Here is a 17,792-nt window from a genome sequence, read left to right as displayed (position 1 = left end):
ATTATCTGAATTTCGCCAGCGTTTGCTGGAAGCGCGCGGTGTCCTGGTAGCCGATCACGCGCGCGCGCTCCTTGCCCTCGCCATCGAACAGGATGATGGCGGGCGGTCCAAACAGGCCATGGCGTTTCAGCAGGGCCTTGTCTTCCTCGCTGTTGGCCGTGACGTCGGCTTGCAGCAGTACCGCGCCTTCCAGCGCGGCCTTCACCGGCGCAGCGCTGAAGGTGAACTTCTCCATCTCCTTGCATGACACGCACCAGTCGGCGTAGAAGTCGAGCATGACGGGACGGCCTTTTGCCAGTTCGGCTTCGAGCTGCTGCACATTGGCGACGCGCTTGAACGGTAGCGCGGAGACGTGGCGGTTCGGCAGCAGCGGCAACGCCATCCACGCGGCCAGCGCCAGCAGCACGGCGCCGAATCCACGCTTGACCCACACCATCCAAGCGCCTGCCCGCGGCAGCAGACTGCCTGCGGATACACCGACCAGCACCAACGGTACGCTCATGCCGGCCGCCATCGCGAACAGGGCGCTGCCGCCGACCAGCACGTCGCGCGTCTGGCTGAGGTAGACCAGCGCACCCGCCAGCGGCGCGGCCACGCAGGGGCCAACCATCAATGCGGAAATGGCACCCATGCCGAACACGCCAGCCAGCCTGCCGGCTTTGCGGCGGTTGGCGCTGCCGGCCAGGCGCGATTGCAGGGCTGCCGGCAATTGCAGTTCATAGAGGCCGAACATCGAGAACGCCAGCGCGGAAAGCAGCAATGCAAACGCGCCGATCACCCACGGTTTTTGCAGTGAAGCGGCCAGCCCTTCGCCTGCCAGTCCGGCTGCAATGCCGAAAGCGGTGTACACCAGTGCCATGCCGAGAGAATAGGTGCCCGACAGCAGCAGGCCGCGCTTGCGGCTTGGCTTCGCACTGTCGCCGACGATGATCGAAGACAGGATGGGAACCATCGGCAGTACGCAGGGCGTGAAGGCCAGGCCGAGGCCGAGCAGCAGGAACAAGGGCACGATCGTGAGCAAACGGCCGCCCTGCAGCGCTTGCGCCAGCGGAGCTGCCGCTTCCAGCGTGATTCCCGAATCCATCGGCGCGTAGCACAGGCCCGCATCGGCGCAGCCCTGGCTCGTCACGCGCAGCACGAACGGACCTTCTCCCTGCACCGGCACGCGCACGGTAACGCGGCGGCGGTAGGTCTCCATTTCCTTGCCGAAGGCTTGGTCGAACTTCACTTTTCCCGGCGCCAGTTCGGGCGCACCCAGCCTGGCCCCGTCCGCGCTGAAGCGAAAACGGTCGCGATACATGTAATAGCCGTCGGCGATCTCGAAACTGACTTCCGCAGTGCCGCCATCTGCCATTCGCGCGGAGAAGCGGAAGGCCGCTTCCGGCTCGAGGAAGTCTTGCGCCACCGCCCGCGCCAGCCCGAGCGCTGCGAGCAGCAGCGCCAGCAACAGGCGCCGCATCATTGCACCTGCAAGGCTTGCACGGCCTGCGCCAGGCCGCGTTCTTCGGGGCCCATCACGCGTGCCACGCGGCCTTGCCGGTCGAGCAGGACGATGCTGGGAATCTGGCGGATGCCGAAGGCATTGAACAGCGCGCCGTCCTGGTCCAGCCGCATGGCCATGCGCGACTTCTTGCTGCGCGCGAATTCGGCGACTTCCTTGTCCGACGACCATACCGGCGAGGCCACCGCCATCCATTCGATGCCCGGCGTTGCGGCCAATGCTTGAGCTTCTTCGCGCACGCGTTGGCAGGCCTGTGCAATCGCTGGACGGCTTTCGCGCAGGTAGGATTCGCACCAGGGCGAGAAGAACATCAGGGCGCGTGGTTTGCCCTGCGCCGCGGGCAGCGGCAGGCCTTGCGCGAGGTCGCCGACTTTCAGGGGCGCCCGCGCAGCCGCTGCGGCGGGCGCCAGCGCCAGGGGAGCCGCGACCGCGCGTTCGTTCACGGCGTTGTACAGCGCTTTCTCGAGTTCCTTGTCATGCAAATGGCCGACGTGCCGGATGCGGCCGTCGCGGCCAATCACAATGTGCTGGGGCGTGACGCGCAGGTTCAGGCTGGCCGCCAGCGCACCGTCATCGATGACGATGGGCATGTGCAGGCCGGACCGGGCGCGGTAATTCTTCACTTCCGCCTCCGTGTCGCTGTAGCCGGCATTGACCGCGACCACGGCCAGCTTGTCGCCGTACTGCTGGAAGGACTTCTCGAACGCGGGCATCTGCTCGCGGCAGGGCACGCACCATGTGGCCCAGAATTTGAGGTAGACCGGCTTTTTGCCGTAGAACGAGGCGAGGTCGATGCGTTGTCCGTCAATCGTTTGCAGTACGGCGGCGGGACCTGGCTGGCCTACCAGCGCCTTGCCGGCCAGCCTGGCGCGGCTGGCGCCGCTGCCTGCTTCGTCGGCATGGGCGGGGACGGTGGAAAGGCTCATTAGCAGTGCGGCGATCAGGGGCTTGAACATGATGACTTTCGTGGATTGGTATGAAAACCATGGTACCTTTGCCTTGGTTCACCCAAAAGACGCAAGAATGCACTGGATTTATGTACCATTCGCTTGACCTCTCCATCGACCGCAAGGCCGCCGCCACGCTGGCGGACCAGATCTTCCTCGGCCTGCGCGGCGCGATCGGCGATGGGCGGCTGGCCCCTCAAGCGCGGCTGCCATCCTGGCACGACCTGGCGGCGCAATTGGGCGTGGCGCGAGGCACGGTGCGGCAAGCTTATGAGCGGCTGCGCGATGAGCAACTGGTCTACACCGCCGGCGCGGCCGGCACCTTCGTCTACGCGGGCGCTCCGGCGGCAGTCGCGGGCCGGCAAGGCAGCGAGGCCGCCCGTACGGCGCACGGCGCGGCGGCGCTGGAAGTCGTGCAAGCCTTCCCCGGCCGGGCCGTCGGCACCAGTCCTTTCCAGGTCGGGGTCCCGGCGCAGGATGCCTTTCCCTTCAAGACCTGGTCGCGCGTGATGGGCAGGGCGGCGCGCACGGCAGCGGCGCTGCCGCTCTCCTATCCCGATCCGCGTGGCGAGTATGCCTTGCGCGCAGAGATCGCCGCTTACCTGTGCGTGGCGCGCGGGCTTGATTGCACGCCCGGGCAGGTGTTGGTCTGCAACGGCTACGCCGGGGCGCTCGGCCTGGTCCTGCGGGCGCTAGGATTGAAAGGCGAACAGGCGTGGATCGAACAACCGGGGTATATGGCCACCCGCGATGCGCTCGCGGCGGCAGGCCTCCATCTCGTTCCTGTGCCAGTCGATCCCGAGGGGTTGGACGTGGCGGCCGGCATGCGGCAAGCGCCGCACGCCAAGCTGGCGGTGGTCACGCCGGGCCAGCAGGCGCCGCTCGGCGTGACCTTGTCGCTGCGCAGGCGCCAGGCTTTGCTGGAGTGGGCGATGCAGGCCGGCGCCTGGGTCATCGAGGACGATTACCTGGGCGAATTGCAGCCGCAGGGCCGCGCTGCACCGGCGCTGGCCTCGCAGGACCGCTACGGCCGCGTGCTTCACCTTGGCACGTTCAGCAAGACGCTGACGCCGTCACTGCGGGTGGGTTTCCTGGTGGCGCCGCCGGAGCTGGCGGACTTGCTGGCGCAAACTGCTTCCACCTGCGGCAGCGCTCCGCCGCCGGTGGTGCAACTGGCGGTCGCGGAATTCCTGCATAGCGGCGCCTACCTGCGCCATTTGCGCCATATGAAGCGGCTGTACCAGGAACGCAGGAGCGCATTGGGTGCTGCGCTCGATCGTTTGGGTGCGGTCCATGCGCCGGCGGCGCTGGGCGTGCTGCTGCAATTGCCGCAGCACGCCAGTGATGTGGAAGTGGCGGCGCGGGCGCGCAGCCTGGGCATGGCGCCATCCGCCTTGTCGGGATGGTATGCCGGGGCAGAGCCCGCCAACGGCGGGCTGCTGCTTGGGGTGACCAATGTGCCCGAAGACACGGCCCCGGGCTATTGCGAACGCCTGCTGGCGCTCACGCGGACGTAGCGCGGCCTTAGGCTTTCGCTTCGCCACCGAGGGCGTCAACCACGTCCTGCAGCAGCTTGGACAGCTCGCCGGTCATCAGCATGAAGTCGCCGTCGAAGCGTTCGTCGTCGTTACGGGTAACGGCGTCGTTTTCCTTCATCACGTCCAATGGCTTGACGCCCTTGATGGCCAGCGCTTCGGTCAGCACGAAGCTGATCTTGCTGTCCCAGGTCATCGCCAGGCGGGTGCACTGCTTGCCGGCCGCGATGTGGCGGCGCACTTCTTCCGGCTCCAGGGTGTGGCGCACGTAACGCACGGCCGCCTTGCTCTCGCCGGTGGCGCGCAGCTCGGTGTCCATGTCGACGGTGAAGCCGGCCGGCGCTTCGTCATCCTGCAGCCAGGCGGTCATCACGCCGACCGGGGAACGCTGCACGCGCAAGCTTTCGATCGGCATGCGGTCGACGGCTTTCAGCAGCATCTTGATGATGTCGTCGGCCTTGGCCGGGCTGGCGGCATCGACCACCAGCCAGCCATTGACCGGGTCGATCCAGCACCAGGTGTTGCTGCGGATGGTGAAGGCGCGCGGCAGCAGTTCGTCGTGCACGCGCTCCTTGAGTTCCTTCATGGCTTTCTTGCCAGGCGCGAAACCTTGCTGCTCTTCCAGCTCGGCGGCGCGCGCCTTGGCAACCTGGTTGACCACGGTCGATGGCAGCAGCTTTTTCTCGGTGCCCAGCACCATCAGCATCTGCTTGTTGACGACGTGCACCAGGCCGCCGTTCGGACGCGGTTTGTCCCAGCCCTGGCGCATCAGCTCATTGCTGCTGGCAGGCGAGAAGGCTTGCGACTGGAGGGCTTCTTCGAGTTGTTCTGGAGTAAATGCCCAAGGGGCAGGCAGGCGGTAAACCTGGAGATTCTTGAACCACATAAACGTTATCGACCTTGATCAGCTTTTTCCACGGGAACGACATTTTACATGGCTACTCATGGGCAAGTCATGACCTTTGTTTTGTTGTTGTCGCGGAACGGATCCTGCCCCCGTGCGCCGACCAGGTTGGTGTATTCGCAATACTCCTGGTTACCCCTGCGGTAGCGCTTCATGGTGACCCCATCGCTATTCTGCACCGTCTGCTCGAGCACCCACTCCTTCTTCTGCGCCTTGGCGATCGCCATTCCCAACTTCGTGTCCGGCAGGATGTAGGTGGTGAACTTGTTCAGGCTTTCCTTGCGTAGCTGGCGGTCGATGCCGGCGACCGATGAACGCGCCTTGTCCAGCAGGGTGTCCGGCGCCGGGGCAGGCTTGGCAAATGGGTCGGCGGGGTCGCCCGCCACGGGCGCCTGCAAGGTAATACTCTGGGCCGTCGATGCAGTCGAGGCGGCGGGCGCTTCGGGATGGGCAATGTCGGTGGCGACTGGCGGTGGCGCCGGACGGACGGCTAGCGTGGCTGGTTCGGCCGCGCGTGGTGGCCGCGCCACCTTCGGCGGATCCGGCAGGGGTTCGGCGGGGCGGGGCCGGGCAACAGCGGGTAGTGTCAGGAAAACAAGTTCACCGCCGGGCCGGACCACCGGTTCGGCAGCGTTGCGCAGCATGGGACGCCAGGCCATCAGCAGCGCCACGTGGCCGAGCGCGATAAGCACCAGCCAGGCGCGCCGCGCCGGGCGGAAATCTGCTTGGGCTTGCATAGGTATTCCGGGTTTGCAGCCGGACTCGGTTTGCCGGCTCGCGCGGGAAAGTTATCACAAATTGGTAAAAAGATCACCCTGCGCCGGCTGGGCTTTGGCGGCCTCTTCAAGCGTGCACAGGGCCGACATGCGCACGCCGAGCAAGCGCAGCCGGTCATCCAGCGGCACCCGGCGCAGGCATTCGCCGGCCGCGCGGCGGATGGCCGCGGCATCGGCCGTGGGCGACGGCAGGGTCAGGTCGCGCGTCACCGTGCGGAAGTCCGCATAGCGCAGCTTGATGCCCACGGTGCGGCCGGCGTAGCGCTTGCGCGCCAGGTCGTCCGCGACCTTCTGGCACAGGCGGGTGAAGATCTCGGACAGCTCGGCGCGGTCGCGCTTGACGTGCAAGTCGCGCGAAAACGTGGTTTCGCGGCTGACGCCTTTGGGTTCGCTGCGGGTGGCTACGGCACGCTCGTCGCGGCCATGGGAAATGCGTTGCAGCCATTCCGCATAGTTGAGGCCGAAATGCTCCTGCAGCAGGGCTGGATCGGCGGCGGCCAGTTGGCCGACGCTGTCGATGCCCAGCGCGACCAGCTTTTTTTCGGCCTTGGGGCCGATGCCGTTCACCTTGCGCACCGCCAGCGGCCAGATGCGTGCCGCCACGTCGTCGTAGCCGACCACCGTCAGGCCATTGGGTTTTTCCAGGTCGGAGCAGATTTTGGCCAACAGCTTGTTGGGTGCAACGCCGATCGAGCACGACAACCCGGTGGCGGCGCGCACCGCGTCCTTGATGCGCTGGGCCAATTCCTGCGTTTCGCCTGCCACCTCGGTCAGGTCAATATAGATTTCGTCGATGCCGCGGTCTTCGATCTGCGGGGCGATACTGGCCACGGCCGCCTTGAACAGGCGCGAATACTTGCGGTAGGAATCGAAATCCACCGGCAGCAGGATGGCGTCCGGCGCCAGGGCCGCCGCCTTCATGGTGCCCATGGCGGAAAATACGCCCAGCGCCCGGGCTTCATAGGTGGAGGTGGTGATCACGCCGCGTCCCACATAATCGCGCAGGCGGGAGAATTCGCGGCTGCCGTCCGGCAGCTGGCGCGGCTGGTGCCGCCCGCCGCCGCCGATCACCACCGGCAGGCCGCGCAATTCCGGATAGCGCAACAGCTCCACGGACGCGTAAAAGGCGTCCATGTCGAGGTGGGCAATGCGGCGCGGCCAGTCCATAACAAATTGTCGAGTTCGCTTGTGATACTGTAATTATATACAGCATTTCGAGCCAGGTGCCTGGCGGATATACTGCTGGGCATGCGCCTCCTTCCCCTGCTGTTCGCCCTGGCCGCCGCCCCGGCAATCGGCGGCCCGATTTGTCCCGCGCCCTTGCATGCCGGCGCCAGCGACCTGGGCTTGGCGTCGTTCCGCGAAAACGACAAGGTCAGGGGCGCCGCCATCGACGTATTGCGGGAACTGGCGCGCCGCACCAATTGTTCACTCAATATCAGTTGGTACCCGCGGGCGCGCCTGTGGGCCGAGTATGCCAACGGCCGCATCAACCTGACCGCCAGCTCCGCTCGCAGCGCCGAACGCGACCGCCTTGGCCAGTTCGTGCCTTTTGTGACGACGCGCTTTGACCTGGTGCTGTCGCGCCGTGTGCCAGGCAGTTTCACATCGCTGGCCCAGTTCGTCGATCAGGGCAGTGCCCGCCTGAACCTGGTGCGCGGCATCCTGTATCCCCCCGAAGTACTGGCCCAGGTCGAACGCCTGCGCCAGCAGGGCCGGGTGGAAATGGTGAACGACTTCGATATCGCCTTCAGGAAAATGGCTTCGCAGCGCGCCGAGGCGACACTGGCGCCGATGACCATCTACTCGCGCTACCTGCAAAGCAGCGGCCTGCAAGGGTTCGTCGCTGTGATGCCGGTAACGGAATCGGCGCCCGTGCTGGCCGGCGCCTACCTGTCGCGCGACGGCCTGGCGCCGGCGGTACGCAAGGTGTTCGCGGATGCCTTGCTCGGCATGGTGGCCGACGGCAGCGTGGCACGGATCTATGGCAAGTATGTTGGCGGGGCGCATGCCCGCGCCCTGGTGCCCGCCCCCCGCCGCGCCATCATTTCAGCCTACCAGCCACTACCCTGACGTTGCTGTGGCGTTGAGCGCCGCGCCGCGTTACCATGCCAGTGCGATCATCGAACAAAAACCACAACTTCTGGCGAGGCTGGCATGAGCTTTTCGAACATGAATATCGGTGTGAAGCTGGCGATCGGGTTTGCGCTGGCAATTGCAATCCAGCTTGCAATGTCGCTGACAGGGATCAGCCGCTTGAGCCACAACGCGGGCCTGACCGACCGCCTGATCAGCGATCGTTACCTCAAGGTGCAGTTGACCAACGAAATGCGCAGCTATTCCAACCGCTCGGCGCAGGCCTTGCGCAATGCCATGCTGGCACCGGACAAGATCAGCAGCGATGGCTTCCTGGCCAGCATGGCAGAGGCCGACAAGGCCGGCGCAGCTGCGGCGGAAAAGCTGCAGAAAGTCCTGGTCCTGGACGAGGCCAAGAAACTGTTTGCCGATGAAACCCAGGCCTTCGAAGCCTTCCGCGTCAAACGCGACGAAGTGCTCAAGCTGCTCAAGGACGGCGACCAGGACAGCGCCGTGCAAACGCTGTTCAAGCAAGCGATTCCTTTGCAGAACGCTTACTTCGGCAAGCTGGATGCCATCCTTGCGCAACAGAACAAGCTGATGACCGAGGACGGGGAGGAAGCGACCAAGTCCGCTTCCAATGCGACCATGCTGATGGTTGGCCTGCTGGTATTGGCAACGCTGCTGTCGATTGTGGCAGGCTACCTGATCACCCGTTCGGTGACGGGCCCCTTGCTCCAGGCCGTGGAGGTGGCGGAGACCGTGGCCCAGGGTGACCTGACCGCCGACATCGACACCAGCCGCCAGGATGAAACCGGGCGCTTGCTGCATGCACTGAAAGACATGGTGGCTTCGCTCAAAACCACGGTCGGCTCGGTGCGCGCTTCCACCGACACGATCAATACCGCCGCGGCGGAAATCGCGGCGGGCAACCTGGACCTGTCGCGCCGCACCGAACAGCAAGCCGCCAGCCTGGAGGAAACCGCATCCTCGATGGAGGAATTGACATCGACGGTCCGGCAGAATGCGGACAATGCGCGCCAGGCGAACCAGCTGGTGGTGTCGGCGGCCAGCCACGCCAGCGAAGGTGGTCAGGTGGTGGGCGAAGTGGTCGACACCATGGGGGGAATCAAAGCCAGCTCGGCGCGCATGGCCGACATCATCAGCGTGATCGACGGCATTGCGTTCCAGACCAATATCCTGGCGCTGAATGCAGCTGTCGAAGCGGCGCGCGCCGGCGAGCAGGGTCGCGGTTTCGCGGTGGTGGCGTCGGAGGTGCGCAACCTCGCGCAGCGCAGCGCGGCGGCGGCCAAGGAGATCAAGGAGCTGATCGACGATTCGATCGCCAAGGTCGACGCGGGTGGCGCGCTGGTGGATCGCGCCGGAGCGACCATGCAGCAGATCGTCGCTTCGGTGCAGCAGGTGGCGGACATCATGAACGAGATCACGTCGGCCAGCCAGGAGCAGTCTTCCGGGATCGAGCAGGTGAATACGGCGATCGTGGAAATGGATAACGCGACGCAGCAGAACGCGGCGCTGGTGGAGCAGGCGGCGGCGGCGGCGCGCAGCATGCAGGAGCAGTCGGAGCGGCTGGTCGAGGCAGTGGCGGTATTCAGGATGGAAGGTTCGGCAGGCGCGTATGCGGCTGCGCGGGCGCCGGCGGCCAGTACGTCCACCGCGGTCAGCGTACCGGTGCGGGCTACCGTGCCGCCATTGCGGGCAGCCCGTGGCACGGCGAGCGGCAGTGGCGGGCGGAACGCCGCTTCCCCAACGCGCAGGCCAGCGGCGGCCAGCAAGGAGGCGGCGGCCCGGGACGCGGTGGCGGAAGACATCGTGGAGGCGCAAGTTGCGGACACGCCAAGCGTTTCCACCGCGGCAGCGCGGTCGCGGGCCAGCGCAGCGGGTGCAGGCGGACGCGCAAGCGCCGCGCGGAGCGCCTCGGCCAAACCGGCGCCGGCACCGGCGCGCGCGACGCCGCCTGGCGACGACTGGGAAGAGTTTTAAGCCGACTGTTTGCGGAACCACGCCGCCGTCGCTTCGTCGGCGGGGAAAAACGCCTCCATGCGCAGCTCATGCACCGTCACGTCGTGCGGCGTGCCGAGCGTGGTGATGGTGGTGAACAGGTTGAGCTCCACGCCATCCTTGCGTACCGTGAACGGCAGGAAGGGTAGCGCGCGGCGATCCAGGTTGGCCGTCTGCGAAGCGGCCCGGATGCCGGGGATCGCCAGCAATTGCTCCAGCAGCAGCGTGGCCTCGCTGCCCGGACCATCGCCCATTGCCTCGCGCTGGATCCACTGCAGCAGGTCGACGCTGACATCCTCCCAGTTGACGATATATTTGCGCAAGCCATCCGGGTCCAGCGTCAGCTTGATGACGTTGCCGGTGGCGGGCGGGCCACCGAGCAGCCATTCGATCATCGTGCCGGCCGGGCCATTGCTCATCACCAGGTTCCATAAGCGGTCCACCACCAGCGCAGGATACGGCGCCTGTTGCCGCAGCATGAAGTCCAGCGCCTGCTTCACCGCCTTCATCTCGGGATCGGACAGCTTGCGCTCCTGGTAGGCCGGCGCATAGCCGGCTGCCAGCAGCATCACATTGCGCTCCCGTAGCGGGATGTCGAGCACGATGCCAAGCTTCAGGATCATTTCACGGCTGGGCTGCGAGCGCCCGCTTTCCAGGAAGCTGATATGGCGCTGCGAGATGCCGCTCTCGGTCGACAGCCGCAATTGGCTGAAACCGCGCTTGCCGCGCCAATAGCGCATCGCCGCCGCGTAGTCGCTGAAATACTGCCCTGGTGCTGACGCTCCCATATCGTTCCTCATCGCCCCTCATCGCTCCTCTCAAGACGAATCGGAAACATACCATGTTGCCACGGTTGGCTCCCATCCCTACTGTGCGAAGTAGTCGATGAAACCGGTGACGCTGCGCAGCCGGCCGTCCGCCGCGACGACGGCGAAGTCGGTGCCTTTGGCCACCGCCTCACTGCCCGGCTCCGCCAGCGTCCACGAGAAGCGCAGCACGTCGCCATGACTGTCCGGGGTGCCGGCCAATTCGAAACGGTGGCCGGGGAAGTGGCCTTGCGCGCCGGCGATCATCGCATCGATTGCTGCGTGGCCGGCGCCCTGCATCAAGGGATCCTGGTAGCTGGCTTCCGGGGCGAATGCGGCGACGACCCGGGTCAGGCGGGCTTCGGCGTTGCGTTCGTTCCAGGCGGCGAGGTATTGTTCGACGATCTGCATGGTGTTCTCCTTTCGTTGGTTGGTGAAGCCATTGTCAACAATTGCGCGCCGTGCGACGATTACCTCCCAGGTAATCAAACAGGAATCCACATGATGTTTCATCGCGGTCTCGCCTTGCTTTCCCTGCTGGCGGCCTGCGCCGCTGCGCAAGCGGACTGCCCGACGGCATTGCCGTTGAAAGGCGTGGTCAATATTGATAACTGCCATCCGATGCGCGAAGGCTGCGTGCCTGCCGCGGAGGCCCTATACCAATACACCAAAGCCATGCCGGACGTGGGCGACGAGGTGCTCCAGATCAGCATGCATGGCAGCCCGTGGCACCTGTACGGTCCCGACTCCCGCATCATCACCATCGAAGCCCTGGCCGGGATCGTCAAGCAACAAGGCAGCAAGATTCGCGAAGTGATCCTGTTGTCGTCGTGGAGCGGTGCCTCGCCCGGCAAGAAGCACGAGCCGCTGGCGCAGCAGCTATCCAATGCACTGGGTACCATGAAGGTGAGCGGCCCCGATGGTTTCCTGTGGTACGACAAGGACGGCAAGACTGCCGTCACGCAGCAAGCATTCACCGTCTTCGCCACGGGCCCCTACGCCGTCAAAAAAGACGAAAAAGTGATGGCGTCGCTGGTTGCGGGCTGGCATGCGCAGTTTGCGGATGCCTATGCGAAGCAAGGCAACGCCGACGGCTTGCTGCGCGCCGGTGTCGGCCACGAAGCGTTCAGCCTTTGTCCCGAGCGTGCCTGGAAGGCATTTGACGCCGCTGCCGCCCTGGGCAACCAGGTGGCGGCCTATAACGCCGCCATCCTGAGGCTTGAGCGCGGCGCCAGCGGGGATCGCGAGGCAGCGCTGGGACTTCTCAGGAAAGCGGCTGCCGCCGGCGACCAGCCGTCTGCCGTCCTGCTTGAACAAACAGCATTGCGCCGCAATGGGAAGCCGTGAGAGGATTACCGTCCCGGAAGTAGAAATGACAAACAGGAGTTCCAGTTGAAATCGATTTTGTTTGCGGCCAGCCTGGCCATCACCAGCGCCACCGCTGCGCCATCGGCAGCGGCCGCCGCACCATCACCATCGGCATCGGCGAAGGCGGCCAAGCCTGCCGCCGCCCCGGCCCCAGCCGCGGTGCAGGTACAGACGCGCGACGTGCCGGTCAATGACTTCATGCAGGGGCGCTTGCCGTTCCAGATCGCCCTGAACGTGCCGGTGCCTACGGAATTCCAGCAATCCAAGGTCAAGAAGATCGGCTACTCATACTGGATGCGTCCTGAGGATGCGGCAACAGCCACGGCAGCCAACCTGCCGACCCGCAACGGCTACATGTACGGCTCGACCGCCACCAACGTCACGTACGACGCGGCCCACCATGTGTTCTACGGCATTAACGATCCGGGCTCGCTGAACAAACTGCGCGGCGCGGCCACCAATATCCAGGTCCAGGAGTTCAAGGAAGCGAAGAACCCGGCCGTGATGATCTCCATGATCAGCGGCACCACGGGACAGCCGGCCTACTTCATGTACATGGCAACCGGCAAAAAGAAAGAGACGTTCTTCCTGTCCTATCGCGCACCGGACGGACGCAAGGACATTGGCGATGCGGTGTGGGCCAAGATGGCCGCCGCCATCAAATAAGCAGGATCGCCCGGAAATCGTTCACGTTGGTGCGCGTGGGGCCGGTGACCACCAGGTCGCCCAACGCTGAGAAGAAGCTGTAGCCGTCGTTGTTGTCGAGCAGGGCCTGGGCGTCGAGTCCCAGCGCGGCGGCGCGCTGCAGCGTTTCCGGCCCCAGCACGGCGCCGGCATTGTCTTCGGTGCCGTCGATGCCGTCGGTATCGCAGGCGATGGCGTGCACGCCCGGCGTGCCTTGCAGTGCGACGGCCAGCGCCAGCAGGTATTCCGCATTGCGTCCGCCACGCCCGGTGCCGCGCACAGTGACGCTGGTTTCCCCGCCTGACAGGATGACGCATGGCGGCCGCAACGGGCTGCCGTGATCGATCACGCCTTGCGCCAGCGCCGCGTGCGACACAGCCACGGTGCGCGACTCACCTTCCAGCCGGTCGCTCAAGATGAGCGGCCGCAGTCCCTCGGCGCGGGCGACATCGGCCGCTGCCTGCAAGGCGTGCCTGGCTGACGCAATCACGGCCACGCTATTGTTCGCCAGGCGCGGGTCGCCGGGCTTGGGCGTTTCCTGAGCCGGGTCTTCCAGCACGGCGCGCACGGCAGGCGCAATTCCGATGCCGTATTGCTGCAGGACGCGCAGCGCGTCCTGGGCCGTCGACGCGTCGGCCAGGGTTGGGCCGCTGGCCACCACGGCCGGATCGTCGCCCGGCACGTCCGACAGCACCAGCGTCACCACGCGCGCCGCGCCGCAGGCCAGCGCCAGCCGGCCGCCCTTGATGGCCGACAGGTGCTTGCGCACAATATTGATGTCGCCGATCGGCGCGCCGCTGCGCAGCAGGGCCTTGTTGATGTCGCGCTTCTGCTCCAGCGTAATGCCGGGCGCCGGCAGCGACATCAGCGCCGACCCGCCACCGGACATCAGGCACAGCACCATATCGTCCGGCCCCAGTCCGCGCACGGCGGCCAGCATGCGGCGCGCGGCAGCCTGGCTGGCGTCGTCCGGCACCGGATGCCCGGCCTCGATCACTTCCACCTGCTTGGTCGGCGCGCCATGCCCGTAGCGGGTCACCACCACGCCGCTGAGAGGACCTTGCCAGCGCCGCTCCACACCCTGCGCCATGCGCGCGGCAGCCTTGCCGGCGCCGACGATCACGGTGCGGCCTTGGGGAGGCGGCGGCAGGTGGGCGGCGATGGTTTCCAGCGGATCGGCCGCGCGCAGCGCCGCATTGAACAGTTCGGACAGCAGCTCGCGGCCGGTCTTCACAGCATTTCTCCTTTGCGGCCTACGCACAGCAGCACCAGCACACCGCCGGCCGCCAGGCTGGCAGCCACCAGCAGCATGCCGTTGGCCGTGCTGTGCGTTGCATCCTTGATCGCGCCCACCAGGTAAGGACTGACAAAGCCGGCCAGGTTGCCCAGCGAATTGATCATGGCGATGCCCGCTGCCGCTGCGGATCCGCCCAGCATGGCGGTCGGGATGCTCCAGAATACCGGGAAGGTGCTGAGAATGCCCGCTGTCGCCACGCTCAGCGCGGCCAGCGCCAGCACCGGGTTGTTGGCATAGTGCGTCGACGCCAGCAGCGCCGCGGCGCCGACCAAGGCCGCCAGCGCGACGTGCCAGCGCCGCTCACCCGTGTGATCCGAATGGCGCGCGGTCAGGATCATCGCCACCGCAGCGATGCCATACGGGATAGCCGTCAGCAGGCCGATAGTGAACACATCCTGCACGCCGCTGTTGCGGATCAGTTGCGGCAGCCAGAAGCCCACGCCGTACAAGCCCATCACGAGCAGGAAGTACACCAGCGCCAGTATCCACACCCGGCTGCTGCCGAAGACATGGCGCAGGCCCCACTGCGCGCGCGGCGCGCCGTCGCTTGCCAGCTCGTGTTTCAGCAGTGCCTTTTCCTCGTCGCTCAGCCAGTTGGCATCGTCGATGCCATCGTCCAGCAGTGCCAGTGTCAGCACGCCCAGCAGCACCGCCGGCAAGCCTTCCAGCAGGAACAGCCACTGCCACCCGGCCAAGCCGCCGTGCCCCGCGAAATGCGACATGATCCAGCCCGACAGTGGGCCGCCCACCACGCCGGCCACCGCCACACCGCTCATGAAGATGGCGACGATGCGGGCACGCCGCTGCGCGGGGTACCAGTAGGTCAGGTACAGGATCACGCCGGGGAAGAAGCCTGCTTCGGCCACGCCAAGCAGGAAGCGCATCACGTAGAAGCTGGTCGGGCTGGTGGTGAACAGCATGGCCGCCGACAGCAGACCCCAGCTGGCCATGATGCGCGCGATCCAGCGCCGCGCGCCAACGCGCAGCATGAGCAGGTTGGACGGCACCTCGCACAGGAAGTAGCCGACGAAGAAGATGCCTGCGCCCAGGCCGTACACGGTGTCGGAGAACTGCAAATCGGCCTGCATCTGCAGCTTGGCAAAGCCGACGTTGACCCGGTCCAGGTATGCCACCACGTAGCACAGGAACAGGAAGGGCAGCAGGCGCTGGCCGACGCGCGCATACAGCTTTTCGATAGTGATCATTCTTGTTGTATTTCTAACTATGGCACCCTAGAATCATTGCACATTTTCCCTCTTGGAGCTGAAGAAGTGAGCAAACGCCTTATTAGCAGCCTGCTGCTGCCCCTGATGGCCGCGCCGGCCTTTGCTGCGGACCTGCCGCAGCCGCCGCTTGCCGAAAAAACGCAGTGGATGGAAACCCGCCACGGCGAACCGGTGACCGACGATTACCGCTGGCTGCAGGAAAAATCCAATCCTGCCGTCATTGAATACCTGAACGCTGAAAATAGCTATACCGCCGCCATGACCGAAGGTATCAAGCCCTTCGCCGATGCCTTGTACAAGGAATTCAAGGACCGCACCATGCCGGCCGACCTGTCGGTGCCCGCACGCCGCGGTGAGTACTACTATTACAGCCGCGTGGAAGCGGGCAAACAGTACCCGCTGAACTGCCGCCGCCTGGCAGCCAAGGACGGCAGCTACGATGCCTCCGCTGCGGAAGAAATCATGCTGGACCAGAATGCGATGGCCGAGGGCCTCAAGTTCTTCCACGTGGGGATGATGGTCGCCAGCCCGGACGCCAGGCTGCTGGCCTACACCACGGACAACAACGGCTTCCGCCAATATGAACTGCACGTGAAGGAGCTGGCTAGCGGCAAAGTGCTGTCGATCAGCATGCCGCGCGTGACCAGCGTAGCCTGGGCCGCCGACAACAAAACCCTGTTCGTGGTGCAGGAAGATGCCACCACCAAGCGCGCCGACCGCTTGTTCCGCGTTGCGCTGGACGGCCAGCCGGAGCAGGTCTACCACGAGCCGGTGGAACAGTTCTCGCTGGACGTGATGGGCAGCCTGGATCGTAAACATATCTTCCTGGTGTCTGGTGCGACCGACACCACCGAAGTGTTCATGCTGCCGGCCAGCCAGCCGAAGGGCAGCTTCAAGTCCGTGCTGGGCCGCACCAAGGGCCACCGCTACTTCGTCAGCCACCGCGACGGCCAGCTGTACATCCGCACCAACAAGGATGCCAAGAATTTCCGCCTGGTCAGCGCTCCGGTCGCCAATCCGAAGAAGTGGACCGAGGTCGTCCCGCATGACAAGGACACGCTGCTGCAAGGCGTCACCTTGTTCAAAGGCTTCCTGGCGGTGAACGAGAAATCGCGCGCCCTGGGCCGCACCCGCATTTATGACTTCGGCAGCAAGAAGTGGCTGACCGTGAAGTTCGACGACGAGGTGTACGTGTCCATGCCGTCCACCAACCTGGAATACGGCCTGACCAAGTACCGCATCAGCTACCAGTCGCCGCTGGCTCCGCCTTCCACCATCGACGTGGACATGAAGACCGGCGAACGCACCGTGCTGAAAAAGCAGGAAGTAGCGGGCGGCTTCGACTTCAGCCAATACGAATCCAAGCGCCTGTGGGCAACCGCGCGCGATGGCGTGAAAGTTCCGCTGTGGGTGGCATACAAGAAAGGCGTGAAACTCGACGGCTCGGCGCCGCTGGTGCTGTACTCCTACGGCTCGTACGGCATTCCGCAGGAAGCAAACTTCTCGCTGACCCGATTGAGCATGCTGGAACGCGGCGTCATCTACGCGGCGGCGCACATCCGCGGCGGTAACGACCTGGGCGAGAAGTGGCATGACGACGGCATGCTGATGAAGAAGATGAACACCTTCAATGACTTCATCGACAGCGCCGAATACCTGGTCAAGGAGAAGTGGACTTCGCGCGATCGCCTGGCGATCCAGGGCGGCAGCGCCGGCGGCCTGTTGATGGGGGCGGTGGTGAATATGCGTCCGGACCTGTTCAAGGCGGTGCACGCGGCCGTGCCGTTCGTGGACGTGATGAACACGATGATGGACGCCAGCCTGCCCCTGACCACCGGCGAATACCTGGAGTGGGGCAACCCGAACGAGAAACCGGCTTACGACTATATGCGCAGCTATTCCCCGTATGACAACATCTTGTTGAAAGACTATCCGGCCATGCTGGTGACCACCGGACTGAATGACAGCCAGGTGATGTACTGGGAACCGGCCAAGTACGTGGCCAAGCTGCGCCGCAACAAGACCGACGGCAATCCGCTGCTGCTGAAGGTGAACATGGGGGCGGGACATGGCGGCTCGTCGGGGCGTTATAACGCGCTGGGCGAGAAGGCCTTCGAGATGGCTTGGCTGCTGTCGCAGATCGGGGTTTCCAGATAATTTTGAGGTTTTTTGGAAAAACCCTTGCGCGGCTTTCAAAATCCATCCTATAATGCGGCCTCTTCTGAACGTTGTGACAAACGTTCGACAGTGAAGGCAGGGGCGCTTAGCTCAGTTGGTAGAGCGGATCCCTTACAAGGATTAGGTCGGGAGTTCGAGCCTCTCAGCGCCCACCACTCACTGCAGAAGAATTGGAGCGGTAGTTCAGTTGGTTAGAATACCGGCCTGTCACGCCGGGGGTCGCGGGTTCGAGCCCCGTCCGCTCCGCCAATATTCAGAAAAAAGCCCCGAAGAAATTCGGGGCTTTTTTCATTTCCGTCGGCGAAAACCGGTAGACCAGTGTCAGGCACTTGTGCCTGACACTGGCTGCTCGGTGGCTAAAGGTTTCGATTGTGCGCTGTTGATCTTCGACGAAAGTCAAAAGCCTCGAACCAACGCCCGAGGCCTTCGCACACCCGGGGTCTGACCCTTGGGTCAGACCCCGCCTTACCGG

General features: G+C 65.0%; 15 protein-coding genes and 2 tRNA genes. 8 read left to right on the top strand and 9 right to left on the bottom strand.

The annotated features are described in order from the left end of the window. Position 1 precedes the first annotated feature (1 nt). Together dsbD and BM269_RS04745 are read right to left on the bottom strand one after the other, a co-directional pair. Entirely contained in the window at positions 2-1,462 is a 1,461-nt protein-coding gene (dsbD, locus tag BM269_RS04750) for a protein-disulfide reductase DsbD (protein ID WP_090435871.1), read from the bottom strand. Continuing rightward, positions 1,459-2,457: a redoxin family protein gene (locus BM269_RS04745; protein ID WP_090435870.1), complete on the bottom strand. Its 999-nt coding sequence runs from the start codon at positions 2,455-2,457 to the stop codon at positions 1,459-1,461. Before BM269_RS04745 ends, dsbD begins: the two co-directional genes overlap by 4 nt. Before the next feature lie 80 nt (positions 2,458-2,537). Here BM269_RS04745 and BM269_RS04740 point away from each other — a divergent pair, with 80 nt between their 5' ends. Further along, positions 2,538-3,965 (top strand): MocR-like pyridoxine biosynthesis transcription factor PdxR, encoded by a 1,428-nt coding sequence (locus BM269_RS04740; RefSeq protein WP_090435989.1) that lies wholly within the window; start codon positions 2,538-2,540, stop codon positions 3,963-3,965. A gap of 7 nt (positions 3,966-3,972) precedes the next feature. On the opposite strand, the gene BM269_RS04735 is transcribed toward BM269_RS04740, so the two are convergent. From BM269_RS04735 to dinB, 3 genes are read right to left on the bottom strand one after another with little or no spacing between them, the layout of a single operon-like run. Then, the gene (locus BM269_RS04735; RefSeq protein ID WP_090435869.1) at positions 3,973-4,869 is read right to left on the bottom strand and encodes a recombination-associated protein RdgC; all 897 of its coding nucleotides are present in this window, start codon (positions 4,867-4,869) and stop codon (positions 3,973-3,975) included. 56 nt (positions 4,870-4,925) lie between these two features. Then, positions 4,926-5,624 carry a hypothetical protein gene (locus tag BM269_RS29630; protein ID WP_211482661.1) on the bottom strand — a complete coding sequence of 233 codons (699 nt, stop codon included), beginning with the start codon at positions 5,622-5,624 and terminating at the stop codon, positions 4,926-4,928. A 54-nt stretch (positions 5,625-5,678) separates the two neighbouring features. After that, the gene (gene dinB / locus BM269_RS04725) at positions 5,679-6,830 is read right to left on the bottom strand and encodes a DNA polymerase IV (protein WP_090435868.1); all 1,152 of its coding nucleotides are present in this window, start codon (positions 6,828-6,830) and stop codon (positions 5,679-5,681) included. 81 nt (positions 6,831-6,911) lie between these two features. On the opposite strand from dinB, the gene BM269_RS04720 reads away from it, so the two are divergent. Next, positions 6,912-7,736: a substrate-binding periplasmic protein gene (locus tag BM269_RS04720; protein ID WP_090435867.1), complete on the top strand. Its 825-nt coding sequence runs from the start codon at positions 6,912-6,914 to the stop codon at positions 7,734-7,736. An 84-nt stretch (positions 7,737-7,820) separates the two neighbouring features. Next, entirely contained in the window at positions 7,821-9,743 is a 1,923-nt protein-coding gene (locus tag BM269_RS30035) for a methyl-accepting chemotaxis protein (protein ID WP_090435866.1), read from the top strand. On the opposite strand, the gene BM269_RS04710 is transcribed toward BM269_RS30035, so the two are convergent. Both BM269_RS04710 and BM269_RS04705 read right to left on the bottom strand, forming a co-directional pair. Continuing rightward, the gene (locus tag BM269_RS04710; protein WP_211482660.1) at positions 9,740-10,549 is read right to left on the bottom strand and encodes a helix-turn-helix domain-containing protein; all 810 of its coding nucleotides are present in this window, start codon (positions 10,547-10,549) and stop codon (positions 9,740-9,742) included. The genes BM269_RS30035 and BM269_RS04710 overlap by 4 nt on opposite strands. A 78-nt stretch (positions 10,550-10,627) precedes the next feature. Next, positions 10,628-10,978, bottom strand: coding sequence for a nuclear transport factor 2 family protein (locus BM269_RS04705; protein ID WP_090435987.1), 351 nt, complete (start codon positions 10,976-10,978; stop codon positions 10,628-10,630). A gap of 90 nt (positions 10,979-11,068) precedes the next feature. Here BM269_RS04705 and BM269_RS04700 point away from each other — a divergent pair, with 90 nt between their 5' ends. Both BM269_RS04700 and BM269_RS04695 read left to right on the top strand, forming a co-directional pair. Further along, the gene (locus BM269_RS04700; RefSeq protein WP_090435865.1) at positions 11,069-11,914 is read left to right on the top strand and encodes a hypothetical protein; all 846 of its coding nucleotides are present in this window, start codon (positions 11,069-11,071) and stop codon (positions 11,912-11,914) included. Between the two features lie 45 nt (positions 11,915-11,959). Continuing rightward, the gene (locus tag BM269_RS04695) at positions 11,960-12,601 is read left to right on the top strand and encodes a hypothetical protein (RefSeq protein ID WP_090435864.1); all 642 of its coding nucleotides are present in this window, start codon (positions 11,960-11,962) and stop codon (positions 12,599-12,601) included. Here BM269_RS04695 and BM269_RS04690 read toward each other — a convergent pair. Together BM269_RS04690 and BM269_RS04685 are read right to left on the bottom strand one after the other, a co-directional pair. Continuing rightward, positions 12,594-13,853 (bottom strand): glycerate kinase type-2 family protein, encoded by a 1,260-nt coding sequence (locus BM269_RS04690; protein WP_229204503.1) that lies wholly within the window; start codon positions 13,851-13,853, stop codon positions 12,594-12,596. The two genes, BM269_RS04695 and BM269_RS04690, sit on opposite strands and share 8 nt — an antisense overlap. After that, on the bottom strand, positions 13,850-15,121 hold the full coding sequence (locus tag BM269_RS04685; protein WP_090435863.1) for an MFS transporter: 1,272 nt from the start codon (positions 15,119-15,121) through the stop codon (positions 13,850-13,852). The genes BM269_RS04690 and BM269_RS04685 overlap by 4 nt, the downstream gene beginning before the upstream one ends. 66 nt (positions 15,122-15,187) lie before the next feature. Here BM269_RS04685 and BM269_RS04680 point away from each other — a divergent pair, with 66 nt between their 5' ends. From BM269_RS04680 to BM269_RS04670, 3 genes are all read left to right on the top strand, one after another. Then, complete coding sequence (locus BM269_RS04680; protein ID WP_229204502.1) at positions 15,188-17,299, top strand: S9 family peptidase; 2,112 nt, start codon at positions 15,188-15,190, stop codon at positions 17,297-17,299. Between the two features lie 100 nt (positions 17,300-17,399). Beyond that, positions 17,400-17,475: transfer RNA gene (locus tag BM269_RS04675), tRNA-Val, on the top strand. Between the two features lie 17 nt (positions 17,476-17,492). Next, positions 17,493-17,569 (top strand) — tRNA-Asp (locus BM269_RS04670). Positions 17,570-17,792 lie beyond the last annotated feature (223 nt).

The organism is Duganella sp. CF458, from assembly GCF_900113115.1.
In the GTDB taxonomy this organism is placed as follows: Bacteria; Pseudomonadota; Gammaproteobacteria; order Burkholderiales; family Burkholderiaceae_D; genus Rugamonas.
The sequence above is the reverse complement of the archived record's forward strand: the minus strand, read 5'-3'. Positions and strand labels throughout refer to the sequence as shown.